This window comes from Mammaliicoccus sciuri (assembly GCF_002901825.1).
Classification (GTDB): domain Bacteria; phylum Bacillota; class Bacilli; order Staphylococcales; family Staphylococcaceae; genus Mammaliicoccus; species Mammaliicoccus sciuri.
Map to the genome: position 1 here is coordinate 125,252 of NZ_PPQD01000018.1, position 20,322 is coordinate 145,573.

At 32.6% G+C, this 20,322-nt stretch carries 21 protein-coding genes; 6 read left to right on the forward strand and 15 right to left on the reverse strand.

Features of this window, described 5'->3' with window-relative positions; translation table 11 throughout:
• Window positions 1–206 precede the first annotated feature (206 nt).
• The 6 genes from CD035_RS05095 to CD035_RS05120 form a co-directional block, all read right to left on the reverse strand.
• Complete coding sequence (locus CD035_RS05095) at window positions 207–521, reverse strand: DUF3817 domain-containing protein (RefSeq protein ID WP_048539963.1); 315 nt, start codon at window positions 519–521, stop codon at window positions 207–209.
• Between the two features lie 3 nt (window positions 522–524).
• Entirely contained in the window at window positions 525–1,871 is a 1,347-nt protein-coding gene (locus CD035_RS05100; protein WP_048539964.1) for a hemolysin family protein, read from the reverse strand.
• Between the two features lie 234 nt (window positions 1,872–2,105).
• On the reverse strand, window positions 2,106–2,894 hold the full coding sequence (locus CD035_RS05105) for an alpha/beta fold hydrolase (protein ID WP_048539965.1): 789 nt from the start codon (window positions 2,892–2,894) through the stop codon (window positions 2,106–2,108).
• Window positions 2,895–3,097: 203 nt separating this feature from the next.
• Window positions 3,098–5,029 carry a PTS fructose transporter subunit IIABC gene (locus CD035_RS05110; protein WP_048539966.1) on the reverse strand — a complete coding sequence of 644 codons (1,932 nt, stop codon included), beginning with the start codon at window positions 5,027–5,029 and terminating at the stop codon, window positions 3,098–3,100.
• An 18-nt stretch (window positions 5,030–5,047) separates the two neighbouring features.
• The gene (gene pfkB / locus CD035_RS05115) at window positions 5,048–5,959 is read right to left on the reverse strand and encodes a 1-phosphofructokinase (protein ID WP_048539967.1); all 912 of its coding nucleotides are present in this window, start codon (window positions 5,957–5,959) and stop codon (window positions 5,048–5,050) included.
• Window positions 5,956–6,717 carry a DeoR/GlpR family DNA-binding transcription regulator gene (locus CD035_RS05120; protein ID WP_048539968.1) on the reverse strand — a complete coding sequence of 254 codons (762 nt, stop codon included), beginning with the start codon at window positions 6,715–6,717 and terminating at the stop codon, window positions 5,956–5,958. Before CD035_RS05120 ends, pfkB begins: the two co-directional genes overlap by 4 nt.
• Window positions 6,718–6,890: 173 nt before the next feature.
• On the opposite strand from CD035_RS05120, the gene CD035_RS05125 reads away from it, so the two are divergent.
• Window positions 6,891–8,084 carry a M20 metallopeptidase family protein gene (locus CD035_RS05125; protein WP_048539969.1) on the forward strand — a complete coding sequence of 398 codons (1,194 nt, stop codon included), beginning with the start codon at window positions 6,891–6,893 and terminating at the stop codon, window positions 8,082–8,084.
• A gap of 69 nt (window positions 8,085–8,153) precedes the next feature.
• On the opposite strand, the gene CD035_RS05130 is transcribed toward CD035_RS05125, so the two are convergent.
• Together CD035_RS05130 and CD035_RS05135 are read right to left on the reverse strand one after the other, a co-directional pair.
• The gene (locus tag CD035_RS05130; RefSeq protein WP_048541888.1) at window positions 8,154–9,062 is read right to left on the reverse strand and encodes an aldo/keto reductase; all 909 of its coding nucleotides are present in this window, start codon (window positions 9,060–9,062) and stop codon (window positions 8,154–8,156) included.
• An 11-nt stretch (window positions 9,063–9,073) separates the two neighbouring features.
• Window positions 9,074–10,003 (reverse strand): CobW family GTP-binding protein, encoded by a 930-nt coding sequence (locus CD035_RS05135; protein ID WP_048541886.1) that lies wholly within the window; start codon window positions 10,001–10,003, stop codon window positions 9,074–9,076.
• Between the two features lie 203 nt (window positions 10,004–10,206).
• On the opposite strand from CD035_RS05135, the gene CD035_RS05140 reads away from it, so the two are divergent.
• Window positions 10,207–10,653, forward strand: coding sequence for a MarR family winged helix-turn-helix transcriptional regulator (locus CD035_RS05140; RefSeq protein ID WP_025904738.1), 447 nt, complete (start codon window positions 10,207–10,209; stop codon window positions 10,651–10,653).
• Window positions 10,654–10,736: 83 nt separating this feature from the next.
• On the opposite strand, the gene cydC is transcribed toward CD035_RS05140, so the two are convergent.
• Window positions 10,737–12,404 (reverse strand): thiol reductant ABC exporter subunit CydC, encoded by a 1,668-nt coding sequence (gene cydC, locus CD035_RS05145; RefSeq protein WP_048541884.1) that lies wholly within the window; start codon window positions 12,402–12,404, stop codon window positions 10,737–10,739.
• Entirely contained in the window at window positions 12,401–14,014 is a 1,614-nt protein-coding gene (locus tag CD035_RS05150) for an ABC transporter ATP-binding protein/permease (protein WP_048541921.1), read from the reverse strand. The genes cydC and CD035_RS05150 overlap by 4 nt, the downstream gene beginning before the upstream one ends.
• 160 nt (window positions 14,015–14,174) lie before the next feature.
• Between CD035_RS05150 and CD035_RS05155 the strand changes: the two genes are divergently transcribed.
• The 3 genes from CD035_RS05155 to CD035_RS05165 all read left to right on the forward strand — a co-directional run bounded on the left by CD035_RS05155 (window position 14,175) and on the right by CD035_RS05165 (window position 16,399).
• Window positions 14,175–15,020 (forward strand): undecaprenyl-diphosphate phosphatase, encoded by an 846-nt coding sequence (locus tag CD035_RS05155; protein WP_048541882.1) that lies wholly within the window; start codon window positions 14,175–14,177, stop codon window positions 15,018–15,020.
• A gap of 84 nt (window positions 15,021–15,104) precedes the next feature.
• On the forward strand, window positions 15,105–15,941 hold the full coding sequence (locus tag CD035_RS13915; protein WP_229412520.1) for a hypothetical protein: 837 nt from the start codon (window positions 15,105–15,107) through the stop codon (window positions 15,939–15,941).
• On the forward strand, window positions 15,941–16,399 hold the full coding sequence (locus tag CD035_RS05165; protein WP_048541917.1) for a YaiI/YqxD family protein: 459 nt from the start codon (window positions 15,941–15,943) through the stop codon (window positions 16,397–16,399). Before CD035_RS13915 ends, CD035_RS05165 begins: the two co-directional genes overlap by 1 nt.
• Window positions 16,400–16,414: 15 nt before the next feature.
• Here the strand turns inward: CD035_RS05165 and CD035_RS05170 are convergent, their stop codons facing one another.
• Window positions 16,415–16,666, reverse strand: a complete 252-nt coding sequence (locus CD035_RS05170) for a hypothetical protein (protein WP_078355492.1) — start codon at window positions 16,664–16,666, stop codon at window positions 16,415–16,417.
• A gap of 75 nt (window positions 16,667–16,741) precedes the next feature.
• On the opposite strand from CD035_RS05170, the gene CD035_RS05175 reads away from it, so the two are divergent.
• Window positions 16,742–17,311: an LOG family protein gene (locus tag CD035_RS05175; protein ID WP_037589271.1), complete on the forward strand. Its 570-nt coding sequence runs from the start codon at window positions 16,742–16,744 to the stop codon at window positions 17,309–17,311.
• Here CD035_RS05175 and CD035_RS05180 read toward each other — a convergent pair.
• The 4 genes from CD035_RS05180 to exaC all read right to left on the reverse strand — a co-directional run bounded on the left by CD035_RS05180 (window position 17,286) and on the right by exaC (window position 20,230).
• The gene (locus CD035_RS05180; RefSeq protein ID WP_048541880.1) at window positions 17,286–17,756 is read right to left on the reverse strand and encodes a 2-thiouracil desulfurase family protein; all 471 of its coding nucleotides are present in this window, start codon (window positions 17,754–17,756) and stop codon (window positions 17,286–17,288) included. The genes CD035_RS05175 and CD035_RS05180 overlap by 26 nt on opposite strands.
• Before the next feature lie 12 nt (window positions 17,757–17,768).
• The gene (locus tag CD035_RS05185) at window positions 17,769–18,308 is read right to left on the reverse strand and encodes a GNAT family N-acetyltransferase (protein WP_048541878.1); all 540 of its coding nucleotides are present in this window, start codon (window positions 18,306–18,308) and stop codon (window positions 17,769–17,771) included.
• A gap of 68 nt (window positions 18,309–18,376) precedes the next feature.
• Window positions 18,377–18,709 (reverse strand): DUF779 domain-containing protein, encoded by a 333-nt coding sequence (locus tag CD035_RS05190; RefSeq protein ID WP_025904728.1) that lies wholly within the window; start codon window positions 18,707–18,709, stop codon window positions 18,377–18,379.
• Window positions 18,710–20,230, reverse strand: a complete 1,521-nt coding sequence (gene exaC, locus CD035_RS05195; protein ID WP_048541876.1) for an acetaldehyde dehydrogenase ExaC — start codon at window positions 20,228–20,230, stop codon at window positions 18,710–18,712.
• Window positions 20,231–20,322: the final 92 nt, after the last annotated feature.

Here is a 20,322-nt window from a genome sequence, read left to right on the forward strand (position 1 = left end):
CACACTTCGCCTGACTTTTGTTACTATGGGCCGCCTTAGTTACACTTCAGCCTACTTTTGTTACTATGGGCTGCCTTAGTTACACTTCCACCGACTTTTGTTACTATGGGCCGCCTTAGTTACACTTCGCCTGACTTTTGTAATTCATGCAATAAAAAAAGAGCACAGGAACTAAATATCTGTCCCATGCTCTTAATATCAATTTATTATTGCGTTATCTTTTCATAAGATTTGCCATTTACAAAGAAATGATCAAATATAAATGTTCCAAAAGGAATAAATGCTACTATAAAAGCAATGACTGGCCACTTTATATGAATTCTAACAATAAGTGCCATTACCAATATCATGATGACATACATTGAAAATAATCCGCCATGTATCATGCCTAATACTGAAACTACATTTGGATTACTCAACATATACTTGATAGGCATTGCTATAAATACTAATAACAGTAATGATCCACCTTCTAAATATCCTGTAAACCTAAATAATGATGTTAATGTAGTTTTGCTCACTTTTTAATCCTCGTCTTCTTCGTCTTCGTCAAATATACTTTTTCTTTCTTTTATAAAATCTTTGTGTAAAGCAACTGTCTTAATTTGATGATTTTCAACATCAATGACAACCCATTTATCAAATTCTGTATCGACATAGTCGTCTTTTTCAATTTCTGGGTTATGCGCTTGTAACCAACCACCGATTGTATCAATATCGTCTGAATCTACGAAATCAATTCCGAATTTTTCTTCTAGTTCTGATAAAGTTACACGTCCATTAATTTGGTAAGTATCTTCACCAGTTTGAATGATATCATTTACTTCATCATCATCAAATTCATCACGAATTTCACCAACGATTTCTTCTAATATATCTTCCATCGTGATGACACCAGCTGTACCACCATATTCATCAATAACTAACGCCATATGCACATGATCTTTCTGCATTTTTACTAATGCATCACTAATTCTTGTAACTTCGTGAATAAGCGGCAAGTCATGTACGTAGTTATTAATTTTAATTTGTTCACCTGAAGCATATTCTGTTAAAAATTCTTTAACATTTATAAATCCTTTAATATGGTCTTTATCACCATCTTCAGTAATTGGGTAACGTGTATAATGATGCTCATTTATAATTTCTAATAATTCTTCAATATTAAATGGTTCTGTTAATGTAACCATTTGTGTTCTAGGTACCATGATATCTTTTGCTAATCTTTCATCGAATGAGAAAATATTTTGCATATAAGCTAATTCAGTGTGATTGATTTCACCACTTTGATAGCTTTGAGTCATGATAAGCTTTAATTCTTCTTCTGACATTGCTTGTTCTTCGTTAGTAGGTTGAATACCTATTGTTCTAACTAGAATACGTGCTGCACCATTCATTGACCAAATTAACGGTTTCATAACAATACCGAAATAATATAATGGTCGGCCGAAGACAAGTGTAAGTCTTTCTGCCTGTTGAATTGCTACCGTTTTTGGTGCCAATTCACCAACTACTACATGGATAAACGTTACAATTAAGAAACTGATCGCTATGGAGAAAGTTGTTGTTAATGCGTCTGGTAAGTTAAAGAAGTCTAATACAGGATGTATTAATACTTCAAATGTTGGTTCACCAATCCAACCTAATCCAAGTGATGTTACAGTAATACCAAGCTGACATGCAGATAAATAATAATCTAGTTCTTTGATCATTTTATGTACAATTTTAGCTGATTTACTTCCTTCAGAAATTAATTGTTCAATTCTAGTTATACGCACCTTTACAAGTGCGAATTCAGATCCTACAAATACCATTGTAAATGCAATTAATATAAAGAATACAATAAAGTTTATTATGGTCGAAATTTCCAATTAGTTCCCTATTTCTAGGGATTCACCTCCAAATATTTTGCGGTGACGCTATGGCCACCTTTGTATGATTTTTTTCAATAAGTTTATTTACGGTATACGTTTTCAAAACTAAATCCTTCCCATTTAGCGTCACCTCCCCCGATATTAGCATATTATTTTTAGTGTAGCATATTTTTATCACAATTTAAATGATATAAGAAGGAATGTAAATGTAGAAGTCTACACATACATTCTTTATATAGCCGTCGTTCCAACATGTTGCATGATAAATTTAGAACTAATTTTATTAAAAGCATCAGGTTGATCAATATTACATACATGACCAGCTTGCTCTATTATTTCTATTGAAAAATTTTCATTTTCTTTAACGAGTCTTTCAACTGGAGGCATAAACAAATAATCTTCTTCCCCCATGATAAAGAGTGTCGGAATATCTCTTGTTGCAACTTGTAAATGTGCTAAATAAGGATTTACAAGCTTCGTTAATTTAACCCATTTGATAAATTGTTTTTGAGACACTTTTTTAGCTTCATTCACAAATCTTAAGCGAGATTCTTCATGAGCTTTCCTAGGCATAATAATGTAAGCAAATAATTTATAAAGCAGCATATACGGCACAAAATTCATAATCGTACGGCCGATAGCTAACAAGAATTTAGTCCTTAAATTCACATTAATGATGGCGCCACCTAACACCAATGTCGTAATTCTCTCTGGATATGATTGCGCCATTGTTTGGCCAACTATTGTGCCAAGGCTCATGCCAATAATATGAGTCTTATCTATTTTCAAATGGTCCAATACATCTACAACTTCTTTTGCTAAATGTTCAAACGAATCATTTTTCTTCCATTCTTTATTCGCAGATTTCCCGTGCCCCCTCAAATCTACGAGTAATATATTAAAATGTTTCCTATAATATCTCATTTGTTTAAACCAAATCGAAGAACTACCACCAGCTCCGTGTATCAACGTAACCCATTCTGCGTCATTTGATTTGATAATTGTCTTGTAATATAACATTGTTCACATCTTTCCCTATGTTTACCATTTTCTACATATTATAATAATTTAATTTAATCATATAAAAATTTCCCCAACTTTTCAATTTTAAACATGTTAAATCAGCATCATACTTTTGGCCGAGGATTTAAAGCACTGACTAAAAAAGCTGTCTACAAAGTCACAACTCTGTAGACAGCTTTTAATTTAACACGATATATTGATTATTCTACTTCTTCTGCGATTTCAAGTTGCTCTTTCGTTAATTTAGGTTTAATAACACCATAAATAATTGCTGCAACTAATGCACCGACAACTACTGCTAGTAATGTTTGTAATACATGACCGAAGTCAGTTGCAAATATAACAAAGATACCGCCATGTGGTGCTTGAATTCTTGAACCTAATCCTAAAGCTAACGCTCCACCAATACCTGAACCAACCATCATTGATGGAATGACACGTAATGGATCTGCTGCTGCAAATGGAATAGCACCTTCTGTAATGAATGATAACCCCATCACATAGTTTGGAATAATAGAACCTTTTTGTGCTTTAGTAAATTTCTTTCTAAATATTAACATCGCTGTTGCTATTGCTATTGGCGGAATCATACCACCGACCATAGCAGCAGTAATTGCTGCTGCGTTTCCTTCAGTTAACGCTGCTGTCGCAAATACATATGCCGCTTTATTAAATGGACCACCCATATCAATTGCCATCATTGCACCAAGTACTAAACCTAATAACATAATATTAGAACCAGATAAGTTATTTAATCCGTCTAATAATAAATTGTTTAACCATGCTGTTGGTGGATTTACCACATACACCATAAGTAATCCAGTAAGTGATACTGATAAAATTGGATAAATTAATGTAGGTTTTAAACCTTCAAACATTTGAGGTAAGTTCTTAAATACATATTTGATACCTTCTGTTAAGTAACCTGCAAGGAAACCAGCGATAATACCACCTAAGAACCCTGAACCACCTGCTACTGCTAGCATACCACCGACTAAACCAGATGCGAAACCAGGTTTATCTGCAATACTTCTAGCGATGAAACCTGCTAAAATAGGCACGATTAATTTAAATGCACTTTCACTACCAATCGACCATAAATTAGCTGCAAATTCGTTATATTGTCCACTCTTTGGATCGAATGAGTTTTCACCAAATAAGAATACGATTGCCATCAAGATACCACCAGATATAACAAGTGGTAACATATTAGAAACACCATTCATTAAGTGTTTATATATCGTCTTAGACACACTTTGTTTTTCATTGCTAGAAGCACTACTTTGTTTCGCACCTTTAGCTACGAATGGTTTGCGTGATGTGTCTTGTGCCATATTGATTAATTCTTCCGGGCGTTTAATACCATCAGCAACCGGAACTTGAATCACATTCTTACCATCGAAACGATCTGTTTCAACATGTACATCTGCAGCTACAATGATACCTGATGCTTTTTCAATTTCTTCATCAGTTAAATGATTTTTAATACCACCTGAACCATTTGTTTCAACTTTAATAGGTACACCCATTTTTTTAGCTTGATTTTTCAATGCATCTGCAGCCATATAAGTATGTGCAATACCTGTAGGACATGCTGTTACAGCTAATACAAGTCCTTTTTCTGAATCCGCTTCTGCATTCGTTACAGCTGCTTCTTCTGAAGATTCATCTGAAGCTTCATCATCATGCTTATTAATGATATTTAACACTTCTTCTTTACTTTTTGCTTGTAATAACTCTGCTCTTACATCTTCATCCATCAAAATGCCTGAAAGTTTAGCAAGGGCATCTAAATGTGTTTGTGCACCACCAGCTGGCGCTGCAATCATAAAGAATAAATGAGCTGGTTGCATGTCTAATGATTGATAATCTACACCTTCAACAGATTTACCAAAAGCAATCGCAGCGGATTGTACAGCATCTGTTTTAGCATGAGGAATCGCAATACCTTCACCAATTCCTGTTGTACTTTGTGACTCTCTTGCATGAATCGCCTGTTTAAAAGTTGCTTCATCGCTTAATTTCCCAGCGCTGTTTAATTGCGCAACTAACTCATCAATGACTTGATCTTTACTTGTTGCAGAAAGATCCATTGCAATAGTTTCCTTCGTTAATAGTTCTGTAATTCTCATTTTAATAACCTCCCTATTTTAAACATGTTTAATGATTACTTTAGAAATTATTTTTTCTATATCTTCTATATTAGCTAAGTCCGCATTAAATGCTGTTGCTGTACCACAGCTTACCGCTAATTTAAATGCTGATTCTATGTCTTTGTCTGCTTCTAATCCTGCTACCATACCAGCAACAGTACTGTCACCTGAACCAACTGTATTCACAACTTGACCACTTGGTACGATAGCTTTTAATCGTGTTTGTTGATCCACATAAATAGCACCTTCTCCACCGAGTGAAACGATGACTGCTTGAGCACCTTCATTTAATAATTGCTCAGCACATTCAATGACTTCTTGATCCGTTTCAATTTGTTTATCAAATATTTCTTCTAATTCATGTTTATTTGGTTTAACAAATTTCGGATTATATGCTAGTACTGATTTCATCAAATCTTTCTCAGCATCCACAATTAAATTCGCACCAGTCTGTTTAAGTATTTCTGCTACTTCTTGATATACTGGATTTTGTAGTGAACTTGGCACACTGCCCGCAATTATAACCGTATCTTCTGATTGCGTATTTTTCATTTTCGTTAAAAATTCTTCGTAGTCATGAGGTTCAATATTTGGCCCCGGTCCATTGATTTCAGTTTCTAAACCAGATTTCAATTTCACATTTATTCTTGTATCATCTTTAACTTCTACAAAGTCAGTTAAGATGTTTGCTTGATTAAGTGCATCTTTAATAAAATCTCCAGGAAATCCACCTATAAAACCTGTCGCTGTGCTTTTGATATCTAATGTTTGAAGTACTCGAGAAACATTAATACCTTTTCCACCAGCAAACTTGTTTGTTTCATGTGCTCTGTTTAATTCACCTACTTCAAATTGATTTGTAAACATTACATAATCAATTGATGGATTAAACGTAACTGTATATATCATTTTAGTCCTCCGTTAATTTTATATTTTTCTTTAAATTGATTTAAATTAGTTAATGTTTGAATCGCTTTGTGAGAAGTTAATATTTCTATTGATTTCTTATATGTCACTTCCGCAAACGATACTTCATTAAATTTAGAATGATCTAACAAGACATATACTTGAGATGCTAAATGAATAGCCTTTTCTTTCATTTCAGATTCGTACGGGTCTGGTGTCGTTAACCCATAGTTCAAATCAATGCCATTCATACCAATAAAAGCTTTGTCAAAACGATATCTTTCAAGGGATTTAACTGCATTGACGCCTATATTCGCAAATGTCGTTGCTTTTACTTCTCCACCTGTCATATAAACCGAAATGCCTTTTTCTAATAACGGTCTTACATGTGTTAAACCATTTGTTACAACGATAATATCTTGTTGTGTAATAAATGGAATCATTTCTAAAGTAGTTGTCCCAGCATCTAAATATATCGTATCTCCGTCTGAAATTTGACTGACAGCTAATCGTGCAATCTCTTGTTTTTCATCTTGATGTCGCGATTCTTTATCTGTCATATTACGCTCTTCATGGCGCTTTGCAATTTGAGTTGCACCACCATGAACTCTTTTGAGCAAACCTCTTTCTTCAAGTTGAGATAAATCTCTCCTAATTGTTGATGTACTTGAATTCGTCAAATTAATAAGTTCTTGTAGAGATACTGTTTCCCGTAAATTAATCTCTTCTAATATTAATTGGTGTCTTTCAGTCGTTAACATACAATCTCCCCTATTCCTCTACATAATAAAACGTTTTCATTTCAATGTCAATCACTTTCGTTCACTTTCAACCAAAATCAACCAAAAATTTTTAGTTGTTTTATAAGTGCAATCATTTTATACAGTAAAAGATTACTGTTATACTTTTCTAGTATAATTTTAGGAGGTAAATCATGAATAATTTAAAAGAAAAGCTTTTTAACCTAATTGAAAAGAAAGAAAGTGACATGATTGATATTAGAAGGCATTTGCACCAACACCCAGAACTCTCATTTGAAGAAGCGCAAACTGCTGAATATATTAAATCATTTTACGAAGGCAAAGATGTTAAAGTAACACAACCTTTAGAAAAAGAACATGCTATTATTGTAGAAATTAAAGGTGGTCAAGAAGGTAGAACGATTGGTTTAAGAGCTGACTTTGATGCTTTACCTATAACTGAAGAAACAGATGTTCCTTTCAAATCACAAAATGAAGGTGTTATGCATGCTTGTGGCCATGATGCTCACACTGCTTATTTAATGGGACTTGCAGATGCACTTATTGAAATTAAAGAAGAATTACCTGGCACAGTTAAAATCATTCATCAGCATGCTGAGGAGAAACCTCCTGGTGGTGCTAAAGCACTTGTAGAATCTGGTGCACTTGATGATTTAGATGAAGTTTATGGTATCCATATCGTTCCAGTAGCTGGACCTGAATTTATTGGTTACAATAAAGGACCATCATTCTCAGGAAGTTCAACATTCAAATTGACGATTAATGGTTTAGGCGGACATGCAGCAAGTCCACACAAAACACATGATGCATTAGTTGCTGGGACAAACTTTGTAAATGCTATTCAAACGATTGTATCAAGACGTATCGATCCATTAGATATGGGTGTCGTTACGATTGGCGCATTCGAAGCACCAGGTGGATACAATGTTATTCAAGATAGCGTTACAATCAAAGGTACTGCTAGATATTTAAACCCTGAATTAGAAGAAACAATGTATCAAGAAATCAAAAAAATTGCAGATAGTGTTGCAGTTGGATTCGATATTGAATATGACTTAGATTATCAATTTGGTTATCCTGTACTTTACAACCATCCAGAACAAACTGATAAAGTAGCAGAAATATTATCAAATAGTAAAGGCGACTATTTCCAACAGTTAGTTGAAATACCTCAAGTTACAGGATCAGAAGACTTCGCCTACTATCTACAAAAAATTCCTGGTTCATTCTACATTGTAGGCAGTAAACCAGAAGGCGTAACAGAACCATATATGAATCACCACCCTAAATTTGATGTGAATGAAGATTGCTTACAAGTAGCAGCAAAATCTTTAGCAGAAATTACATTAAATAGATTAGAAAAATAAATATTAATATAAAAGATGAGGCTGGAACCTGTATATAGGTTCCAGCCTCATCTTTATATCATTATCATACTATAATATATCTTCACCACGTGATGCGACATAAATATCGAACCACTCTTGATCTGTTAATTGTAATTTCGTAGCATTTACAGCTTCGTCGACTCTTTCTATCTTACTTGAGCCTACAATTGGCATCACTTTTGAAGGTAATCTGAGTAACCAACTGTAAATGACCGTGCTTACTGATACGTTATATTTTTCTGCTAATGGTTGTATAACTGCCATAATGCGTCTTGCTTTTTCATCAGTTTGATCAAATAATTTACCGCCAGCTAATGGACTCCATGCCATTACTTTAACATCATGTTGCAACATTCTATTTAATGTACAATCTTCAATATTTTCAAGTTGATATGGTGATACTTCAACTTGATTGACTGAGATATGCGACATTTCTTTCTTCAAACTTTCATTTAATAATTCATATTGATTGCATTTAAAGTTTGAAACACCGAACGCTTTTATTTTTCCTTGTTCAACTAAATGCATCACTGCACGCGTCATTTCATCTGGATCCATTAATGGAGATGGACGATGAATCAGTAGTGTATCGATGTAATCTGTCTTAAGATTTAAAAGCGATTTATCAACTGATTCAATAATATGATCATAACTTTGATCATATCGATGACCAGTATTTTTAGCGATTTGATCATTCGGTAAAATAATACCGCATTTTGTGACGATTTCAATTTTCTCTCTTAAATTAGGTGTTAATGCTAATGCATCACCAAATAATGATTCACATGTATAATTACCATATATATCAGCATGATCCATTGTTGTAATGCCTCTATCAACAATTTCATGTATAAAATCATTTAATTGTTGATTGTTATAACCCCATTCATTCAATCTCCAAAAACCATGTACAATTCTAGAATAACTAACATGTTTATTTATACGAATTCTTTCCATCCCATCATCTCCTAAGAAAAATTCAACATATCTAACTTGTTGCGAATACTTGCTTTATCTATAGATTCACCTATTATGACAATTGTTAATGGCATATTCATTATTTCTGGTTCATATTGAGGTACCCCAAATGCATATTGAAATAAATAAGTTTGCTCTGGTTCTTCCCTAAACTTCAGAAATCCTTTAATTCTAAGAATCGAATCAGGTAATTGTCTTAAGAAATTCATTAATAGTTCCATTTCTATCGGACCACTAAATGTATAATTTATGGATTGAATACCGTGATGATGACTATGTTTAGCTTGAAGTGACAAAACTTCATTTACAGGTATTTCAACACCATCAATATTTGAAAACTGCGTAAAGTGTAGCACTGGTTGATGTTTGATTGTTTGTAATGACGTTTCTAATGATGCTTTTTCTTCAGCAGATAATTCATCAGACTTATTAATAATAATCAAATGAGAATATAACATTTGTTCTTCCATTAATTGTTTCGTCTGAACGGTATATCTCGATCTTTCTAAATATCTTTTGCCGTCCATAACACCAATGATTGTTGGCATTTCAACTTTATCTACTAATGTAGGGTTTTGACATGCATCCACTACTTCTACAGGATGCGCAATACCAGTAGCTTCAATTAATACAAGATCAGGCTGGTCTTTATGATATAAATTATGTAATACAACTTCAATATCATCTTTCAATGAGCAACATATACAACCATTTAATAAACTTTGAGTAGAGACATCATCACCTAACAAATTACTATCAACATCAAAAGAACCAAATTCATTCATAATGATTGCGACCTTTTGGCCAGAGTTTTTTGCTTTCATGATGAGTCTTTGAAGTAATGTTGTTTTACCACTTCCTAAAAAACCTGTCAAAATTGTTACTGCCATTTTATTTTTATTCTTCATACTTTGACTCATATTCAAACCACCTTTCTGTAATTATATGATATAAGTTCAGAAACTACAAAGACTTAAAGTTCATCCTATAACTTATACTTTAAATATTCATAAATTACACATCACTAAAATATTTACAAAATAAAAATATTCATTATATAATGAATTAGGAGATTTCAAAAAAAAATAATGAACCATTGCATTTGTAGTTTGGGGGAAAGATTATGCCGGATAAATTAGATATCCAAAACCAATTGTGTTTTAATTTGTATAATGCGCAACGACAAGTTAACCGCTATTATTCAAACAAAATTTTCAAGACGTACAATATTACATATCCACAATATTTAGTATTAACGATTTTATGGGAAACCGCACCGGTCAATGTCAAAAAGCTTGTAACAGACTTAGCCCTAGATACAGGTACTGTATCCCCTTTATTAAAAAGAATGGAAAATTTAGATTTAATTAAACGTGTACGTTCTGAATTAGATCAAAGAGAAGTGTTTGTTCATCTAACTGAAAAAAGTGAACAAATGAAACCACATTTACACCAAGCTTCACATTTAATTCAAGATGTATCAGAGTTAAATGATGAAGAAACCAATCAATTAAACAACTTATTACAAAAATTGATCAATAATGTAGATAAAATCAATCAAGAAAAATAATACAGCAAGCCTCTATCATCTTGCTCAAAATAAATAAGCATATCACGCAACTGAATTCTCAGTTTAAAGTGATATGCTTATTTTTAATCTAATTGCTCATTATATTGAATGACTTTATATAAATAACCTTGTTCTTTAATGAGTTGTGTATAACTACCTTGCTCTATGATATGTCCTTCATTCATAACGATTATATGATCGAAGTATTGTAAATATTTCAAGTTGTGCGTCACAATTACAATCGTATCGTCTTTATTTAATAAGAGATTCATAACATTTTCTTCATTTTCTTCATCTAATGAAGCTGTTGGTTCATCAAGTAACCATATTTGTGCTTTTCTTAACAACAATCTTGCTAAAGATAAACGTTGGCGTTCCCCACCTGAAATATTCTCAGCATTTTTAGTTAGCTGCTGATCTAAGTTTAAATGCTTTAAATTCACAGCAGCAAGAACGTTAGTCATAAGTTCATCTTCCACATCAATTAATAAATTCTCTCTTACTGTGCCTTCGAAATAATGATTATGTTGCAACATTGTATTGATTTCATTCACATAATCTTCTTGAATCATATGAGACAACTGTTCACTTTTATAGGATAAACTGCCATCATTCACACTATATAATCCCATTAATATATTGAGCATAGTTGTCTTACCTGAACCTGAAGGACCTATAATAGCTACATGATCCCCTTTATTTATTTCAAAGTTAATTTGAGATAACGTTTCTCTTTCTTGGAAGTCATATTTAAACATTACATTCTCTGCTTTATACAATGCATGATTTTGAACTGAACGTTCTTGAGGCACCTCAAATGATTGATTGATGACTTCTTCAATATTTTTAAGACTTCGCTCTGTATCCGCTTTGTAAAATGCAACATTAGTCATTGGGATAGCTTGTTCAAATAACGTAATTGTAATCATTAATATACTCGCAAAGAATACAGCGTTTAATACGCCGTCTTGTATTTGCCAAATACATAAAATGGTCATACACCAAATACTCACCATAGATGATAAATTCAGCATAAAGTCATAAGAACTTAAAAATTTCTGTTCTTTATATTTTCTATCTTCATATTGGTATTGTTTATTTAAAACTTTCTCTTTAAATGCACGATATTGTTGGAATCTTTTTAATTCTGAACGTCCTTTTTCAAAATCAAAGTATTCAGCCACATATGCTTCTTCACTTTGTTGAACAGCTTCAGATAAGCTTTCAGCTCTTTTAGCTGATAAATAAGGGATGACAATGACTGACATCAACATTGAAAGTCCTATAATCACACCGGCATATATATTGAAATTAATCATCACGAGTATTGTTATAAATGTCGTAATGATAATAACAATTGGTGGATAATATACTCTTAGTAAAATATTTTGTAATCGTTCAACATGGTTTACCATTTGCGTTAATAAATCACTCGAACGGTATCTTCTAAATACGTTTGGAACAATTGGGATGAGTTGATTAAATAAGTTAACACGTATATCCCTCAACATTGTAAATGTAGAACGATGCGAATATAATCTTTCGAAATATCTAGTAATTGCACGAACAAAACCAAATAACTTAATAGATACAATTAAAATCATTAATGCATATAAAGGTGTTCCAAGTGCACTTTTAGATATCATATATCCACTTAATGCAAACATTCCAAGTGCAGTTAGCATGCCAAAGACGCCTATTACAATAGAAAGATAGAAGTCTTTATCAAATTTAATTTTTATTTTTTTCATGACATACCACCACCTTTTTGAGATGCGTCATATGATTGAACTGTTCCATTATGAATTTCTATAAAATCAGTGGCATATCTCAACACTTCTTTTCGATGCGCGATTGTGAGAATAGTCTTTTGATGCGCAAATTGGTTAACAGTTTGCACGATAAGTTGTTCGGTTTCAATATCTAATCCAGTTGTTGGTTCATCAAAAATAACCACATCTGGATCAAGTAATAGTAATCTGGCTAGTTCTATTCTTCTCATTTCTCCACCAGACAACATTTCATAACCATCACCAATCATAGTATGCATACCTTTAGATAATTGTTTTACTTTTTCAAGTAAGCCCACTTCAGTTAACACTTCATTAACACGTTTTTCATCATAATTTTGGAACATCGTGACATTTTCATACAAAGTTGCGCTGAAAATATAAGGTCTTTGAGATAAATAACCCATTTTTAGTGGTTTTTTATAAATAATCTTACCTTCATTGGGATTTAATTCATTTAACATAAGTTTGATTAATGTCGATTTACCAGCACCACTGGGTCCAATAATTGCTGTATGATGATTTTCTTTTATACTTAAATTGATTTGATCAAATGAAAAATCTTTACGCTCTGGGTAAGTGAATGATACATGATCAAATTGAATGAGATCTTCATCATTAATATTTGAGTCAATATGAATGTTTGAAGCTTGTATAGATTCTTCATTACTCATTTCTTCAATCAATTCAATATAACCTTCACTTTGTTTACCCGTATGGAAAGCTTGTCCTAGGTCTTTAATCGCATTATAAAATTCTGGTGCTAATAATAAAGTAATGATGGCAACTACAAAAGATACATCGTGAAATACGATTAATCTTAGGCCAACTTCAAGTGCCACAATACCTATTCCAAGCATTGAGATAAATTCCAACATTAAGCCTGATAAGAAGGCACTTTTCAAAATTTCCATTGTTAAATCTCTAAATGACGTACTTGATTTATAGATTTTTTCAGTCGTTTGATGTGTTCGATTGAATAGTTTTAACGATACGAGACCTTTTGTTAAATCTATAAATTCTGCTGCAAATTGATCTAAAGATTGCATTTGGTCTTTCGCTTTATCACGAGTTCTTAGTCCAAAGACAATATAGAACAGTGGAATAAATGGCGCTGTAATCATCATAATTAAAGCAGCTGGCCAATGAATAAAGAGTAATGTAATGATAATCGTTACTGGGATAATGGTTGATTTGAAGACTTGAGGCAAATAAGATTCATAAAAAGGATGTATACCCTCAACCACTTCAGTAATCATTGTTATTTTAGTTCTATCTGTTTCATTATTTATCAATTGATGTCTAACATCTCTTTTAACTTTATAAGAAAGTTTTTGTCCTGATAATTGATTAAGGTAGTTAAAGCATGCTCTTAAAAGCAATACAATGAGCAAGATTGCTAGCCATAAATAAAGTTGTTGACCATTTGATTTTACGACGAGCATTTGGTTAATAATTTTCCCTAAATATATATTTTGAAATACGACTGTTAAACTTAATAAAAACGAAGCGAGAAACATAAATATTTGCAACGTTTTATAATGCATACTATACTTTGTTAAATCTTTCACAATCTCACCACCTTGTTCCATTATAACGCCTTTATGAAAAAAATAAACTAAAATGTATTATTAAATATTAGCATATTACATTGTAATATTTGGTACAATGATGATACGGTGATTGTCTCTAGATAACCACAGACTTTCATAAAAATAGAGGAGCAAAGCTATGTTTATATTAGAATTAATAAAAGCCATTATATTAGGTATTGTTGAAGGTTTAACAGAATTCGCACCTGTTTCATCTACAGGACATCAAATTTTAATAGATGATATGTGGTTAAAGTCTAAAGCCTTTCTTGGAAGCGAATCAGCATTCACATTTAAAGTTGTGATCCAATTAGGTTCGATCCTTGCAGCAGCATGGATATTTAGAAATCGATATTTTGAAATGTTACATATTAAACAAAACGAACAGAAAAAAAGAACATTAAAATTGTCACATATTATTGTCGGGCTTGTACCAGCTGGTATTCTTGGACTATTATTTGATGACTTTATTGAAGAACATTTATTTAGTGTTCCAACTGTATTAATCGGTTTATTACTTGGGGCTATATATATGATTGGTGCGGATATGTATTCTAAACGCGTCACAAATCCACACAAAGTAGATGATATGAACTATCCAAAAGCATTTGTAATTGGTCTATCTCAAGCAATTGCATTATGGCCAGGATTTAGTCGTTCAGGTTCAACCATTTCGACAGGTGTCTTCTTAAAGTTAGATCATAAAGCTGCTTCTGACTTTACGTTCATAATGGCAGTACCCATTATGTTTGCAGCGAGTGCAAAAGCATTACTTGGAAATCTACAATTTATAACGTTGGATCAAATACCTTTCTATATTGTAGGGTTTATCGCATCATTTATATTTGGACTTATTTCTATTAAATTATTCTTAAAACTGATTAATAGAGTGAAATTAATACCTTTTGCGATTTATCGTATTATTTTAGTTATTATTATTGCCATTGCATATTTCGGTTTTGGAATTGGTCAAAATATCGGCTAACGTATCGTACCAATCGTTTGAAGATTATGATATAGGGTATTGGAATAAGATATATTATAAGAAATGACTACGGAGGAATGACTCATGAATGATAAAGTTAAATTAATTGTTAACACATTACCACTTGTATTAGTTCCATTAATTAGAGAACGCAAAAAAATAAAAGAACATCCAGATGTTAAACATGTAACTGAAACGACTGTTGATTTTTCACATAAAGTAAAAGATAAAACAATCGAAACGAAAGATAAAGTTGCAGAAAAAACACAACCTGTAAAATCATATGTTGTTCAAAAGAAACGTTTATATGAATATAACAAACAAATGAAACAACCTTTTAAAGAAGAACAAAAAGAAGCAAAACAACAACAAAAAGAAATTGATCATTTAGATAAAAAACTTCAAAAAAATATCGATGCTCGTAATAAAGAAGAAGAAAAAGCACAAAAAGAAAATAAAAAAGCGCGTATTAAAGAATTGACTCATTACCAAAAAGTTGAAGAACAACAAGCTAAAAAAGGTGAAAAACTTCAAAAAGAAAACGAAAAAGATGTGACGAAGTTAGATAGAAAGTTACAAAGTAATATCGAAGCGCGTGAACAAGAAGAACAAAAATTAGGGCAACAAAACAAAGAAGAACGTATTAAAGAAATAAAGAAATATGAGGGACATCAAATGAACACAGCAACTACACAAAGCAGTAATGCAAAATCAATCAACGACGTAAGCTCTAAACAAGCAAAACCAAACATCCAAGAATTAGTCAATGAAAGAGTTAGAAATGAGAAAGAAGAAAAATCTAGTCATCTTCTATTTAATCAACATAAATCGTCAATGTCTCAACATATCAGCCAATTTCCATATGATGAACATACGACTGAACACCAAAAATCTAAGAAAAGATTTCGTCGCAATAAATGATTAACAGAATTATTATAGATGGAGATGCTTGTCCAGTTACGGATGATATCATTCGCTTAACTCAACATACAAGCATCTCTGTTCTTATTATTAGAAGTGTTAACCATTTCTCACTAAGGGAATATCCCGATTATGTTTCAACAATATATGTTGATCATGGTGCAGATAGTGCAGACTTTAGAATTGTCAAATTGACGCAACCAGATGATATAGTTGTGACGCAAGATTATGGACTAGCGAGTCTTTTATTAAATAAAGCCCTTCACGTTATCCATCATAAAGGTTACGAGTATACGCCTCAAAATATTGAACAACTGTTAACGCAAAGACATATTTCTGCTCAAGTACGTCAACAAGGTGGTAGAACGAAAGGACCTAAAAAACTCACACAAGAAGACCATAAAGTTTTTTCAGAATTTCTATCAAAATTAATAAAAAAACATTCTGGACAATGGTAATCGTCCAGAATGTTATTATTCTATCATTTGTTTTTTAGCTTTTTCTAAATTAACTTTATCTATTTCTTTCATTTGTTCTAATTCTAACCGCATCTTATCCGTCTCTAATAGATAGTTCTCATGCTTTAATTTTTCAAGCTCTAATTCATCTTTAACACGTTGGGATTTAATTTTTTCTATTCTAACCGTTTTACTTTGGTGGTTTTTTATAAGACCTGCTACTGATGAAATAAGCACAATAAGCACGACCATTAAAAATATATTCACAGTTATACCCCCTTCTTAAATAAATAGAAGTATCTTTTAAGTTATTATACTACATATGCGAGAGGAGTAATATATATGAAGAAAATTGCTGTTTTCTGTGGTGCAAGTAAGGGAAATGACCCAATTTATACAGAACAAGCTTATGCGTTAGGTAAATATTTAGCCGAAAATAAATATGAATTAGTATATGGTGCCGGATCAACTGGCATGATGGGAGCAGTAGCCAATGGTGTCATTGACCATGATGGTATTGCTATTGGCGTAATGCCAAGATTTTTAGGAGAACGTGAAATCGCTCATGAGAATTTAACAGAATATCATGTTGTCGAAACAATGCATGAAAGAAAACAAATGATGTCTGATATGGCTGATGCATTCATTATGTTACCTGGTGGTGCTGGTTCTTTAGAGGAATTCTTTGAAATTTATACATGGTCTCAAATAGGACTACATCATAAACCAATTGGTGCATTAAATACTAAACAATTTTTCAATCCATTAAGTTTAATGATTGATCATTTAATATCAACTGAATTTATCAGTTCAGATTATAAAAATTTAGCGATTATTAAAGAAAATATCGATGATTTATTTAGTGCTATGAAAATGGCACAACCCGTTAAACTTCGTGATTATCAAAAATAGTTAAAAATGTTTTTTCATCATAGACGTTAATACCATTTAATGTAAAGAGGGCTGTCGTAACACCGACACCTTCTTTTTTATTTCCCGTAAATGTACCATCGTATATAACAGTACTACCACATGAAGGACTGTCACTTTTCAGAATAACTGTATCGGCATTTAAATCTTTAATAATAGAGAGTGCACGTTTAGCGCCTTCTTTAAATTGTATTGTGACATCATGACCTGTAACAGTCATGACCTTTGCTTGATCATTCCACACATCACAACCATCTCCTCCGATGATTTCTGCTGGTTCTCTAGGAACTTGTAAGCCACCTAATATTTCAGGACAAATACTAATTGCTTTCTTCTCATCTATTAGATTCTTATAGAACAAATCTAACTTATGGTTGCCATCATACCTTACTTTTTCTCCAACTAAACATGCACTAATAACGATCATATCATCTACTCCTTACAATACTTTATGATATAAAACATGTGCTGCTAAATCATCATCATGTATGACTTTTGGATGTAAGAAATTCCTAATATGGTTCATTTCTAATTTTTCCATGACTCTTCTGGAAGGTTTATTAATTTCCGACGTAAAACTATACACTTCATCGATACCTTTTGATTTAGCATATGTTAATACTGCTTCCGCCGCTTCTGTTGCTAACCCATTACCCCATACATCCTTATCCATGCGCCAACCTATTTCATAAAAAGGTAATTCTGGGAAACTTAATTCGCTACCTTCTGGGATATAATTCAAACCTACCATACCGATAAAGCTTTTAGTTTCTTTTAATTCCACAGCAAATAAACCAATTTCATGTTGATCGATGACCGATTTCATTTGGTCAATCATATTTTCAGTCGCACGATAGCTCAATATATCTGGAAAGTACCTTCTCACTTCAGGACTTGCATTCATACTTTGAAATAATGCAACATCCTCATCTTTCCAATTTCTAAGTATTAAACGTTTTGTTTCAATGTAATGTTTCATTTCATTCACCCAACCTTTATCATATTCAAAAAAGGATGTACTAATATTTTAGCACATCCTTCAAAAAATTATGATCTTACTGAACTCCTAATGTGAAATCTCTTCCCAGTTGGGCCTTCTATACTAAACATACCGCCTCTTCCATCAACAACATCGACTTCTAAATTCGTATGTTTCCAATATTCATATTGCTTATTATTCATATAGAATGGGACACCTTCAATTTCACCTAATTTCACGTCTACATCTCCAATAATTAATGTTCCTTCAACAAATAACATTGGAGAGCTACCATCACAACATCCACCTGATTGATGAAATATAAGGTTTTCACCATGTGTTTTCTTTAATTCTCTAATGAGTGATTTGGCTTTTTCAGTAGCAGTGACTTGTTCAGTCATTTAGAACAGTCCTGCAGGCTTCTCGTCATAACTCACGAGTAAGTTTTTAGTTTGTTGATAATGTTCTAACATCATCTTATGGTTCTCACGGCCAATACCACTCATTTTATAACCACCGAAAGCAGCGTGAGCTGGATAAGTATGGTAGTTATTCACCCATACACGACCTGCTTGGATTCCTCTACCAAAGCGATAAGCTTTATTTTGGTTTCTAGTCCAAATACCTGCACCTAAACCATATAAAGTATCATTCGCCATTTCTAAAGCTTCTTCATCGTCTTTAAATGTTGCTAATGATAATACTGGTCCAAAGATTTCTTCTTGGAATATTCTCATATTTTGTGTGCCTTTAAATATTGTTGGTTCAATATAGAAACCATTTTCTAATTCTCCAGCTTCTTCTCTTACATTACCACCAACTAATACTTCTGCACCTTCTTGTTTACCAATATCTAAATAGCTCTTAATTTTTTCAGCTTGTTCTTGTGACGTTTGTGCACCCAGCATTGTTTCTGGATCTAGAGGATTACCTGTCTTAATTTGTTTTACACGCTCGATACATTTTTCGATAAATTTATCATAAATATCTTCATGTACCAATGCTCTTGATGGACATGTACATACTTCACCTTGGTTAAGTGCGAACATCACTAATCCTTCAACAGCTTTATCTAAGAAGTCATCATCTTCATCCATAATATCTTTGAAGAAGATATTTGGTGATTTACCACCTAATTCAAGTGTTACTGGAATTAAGTTTTGACTCGCATTTTGCATGATGATACGACCAGTAGTTGTTTCACCCGTAAATGCAACTTTATTAATATTTTCATGTGTCGCTAAAGCTTGTCCTGCTTCCGCACCAAAACCATTTACAACATTAATCAATCCTTCTGGTAATAAGTCTTGAATCAGTTCAATAAAATGTAAAATAGAAACAGGTGTTTGTTCTGCTGGTTTAAGTACAACAGCATTACCTGTTACGATTGCTGGCGCTAACTTCCAAGTAGCCATTAATAACGGGAAGTTCCATGGAATAATTTGACCAACTACTCCAATAGGTTCCTTAAAGTGATACGCTACTGTATTGTCGTCAATTTGAGAGATTGCCCCTTCTTCTGCTCTGACAACTCCAGCAAAGTATCTAAAATGATCTACAACTAATGGTAAATCAGCTGCTAGACATTCTCTAATAGGTTTACCATTATCAAATGTTTCAATAACTGCTAATTCTTCTAAATTTTCTTCAATACGATCTGCTATATCTAAGAGTAATTGCGAATGTTCAGCTGGCGACTTTTTCGCCCACTCAACTTGTGCTTTATGTGCTGCTTTAACTGCTTCATCTATATCTTCTTTTGTAGAACGAGGAATTTTTGCATATACTTCACCAGTTACTGGCGATCCATTATCAAAGAATTCACCATTTTTAGGATCCACCCATTTACCACCGATAAAGTTCTGATACTTGTCTTTAACTTTGTATTTTGCATTTGCTGCAGTTGGATATTCAAAAGCCATATTAAAACGCCTCCCTTAAATTGATTACAGTTTAATTTTAATCTACGGAAGCGCTTACATCAACTAAAATGCATTTTATATTATTAATAAAA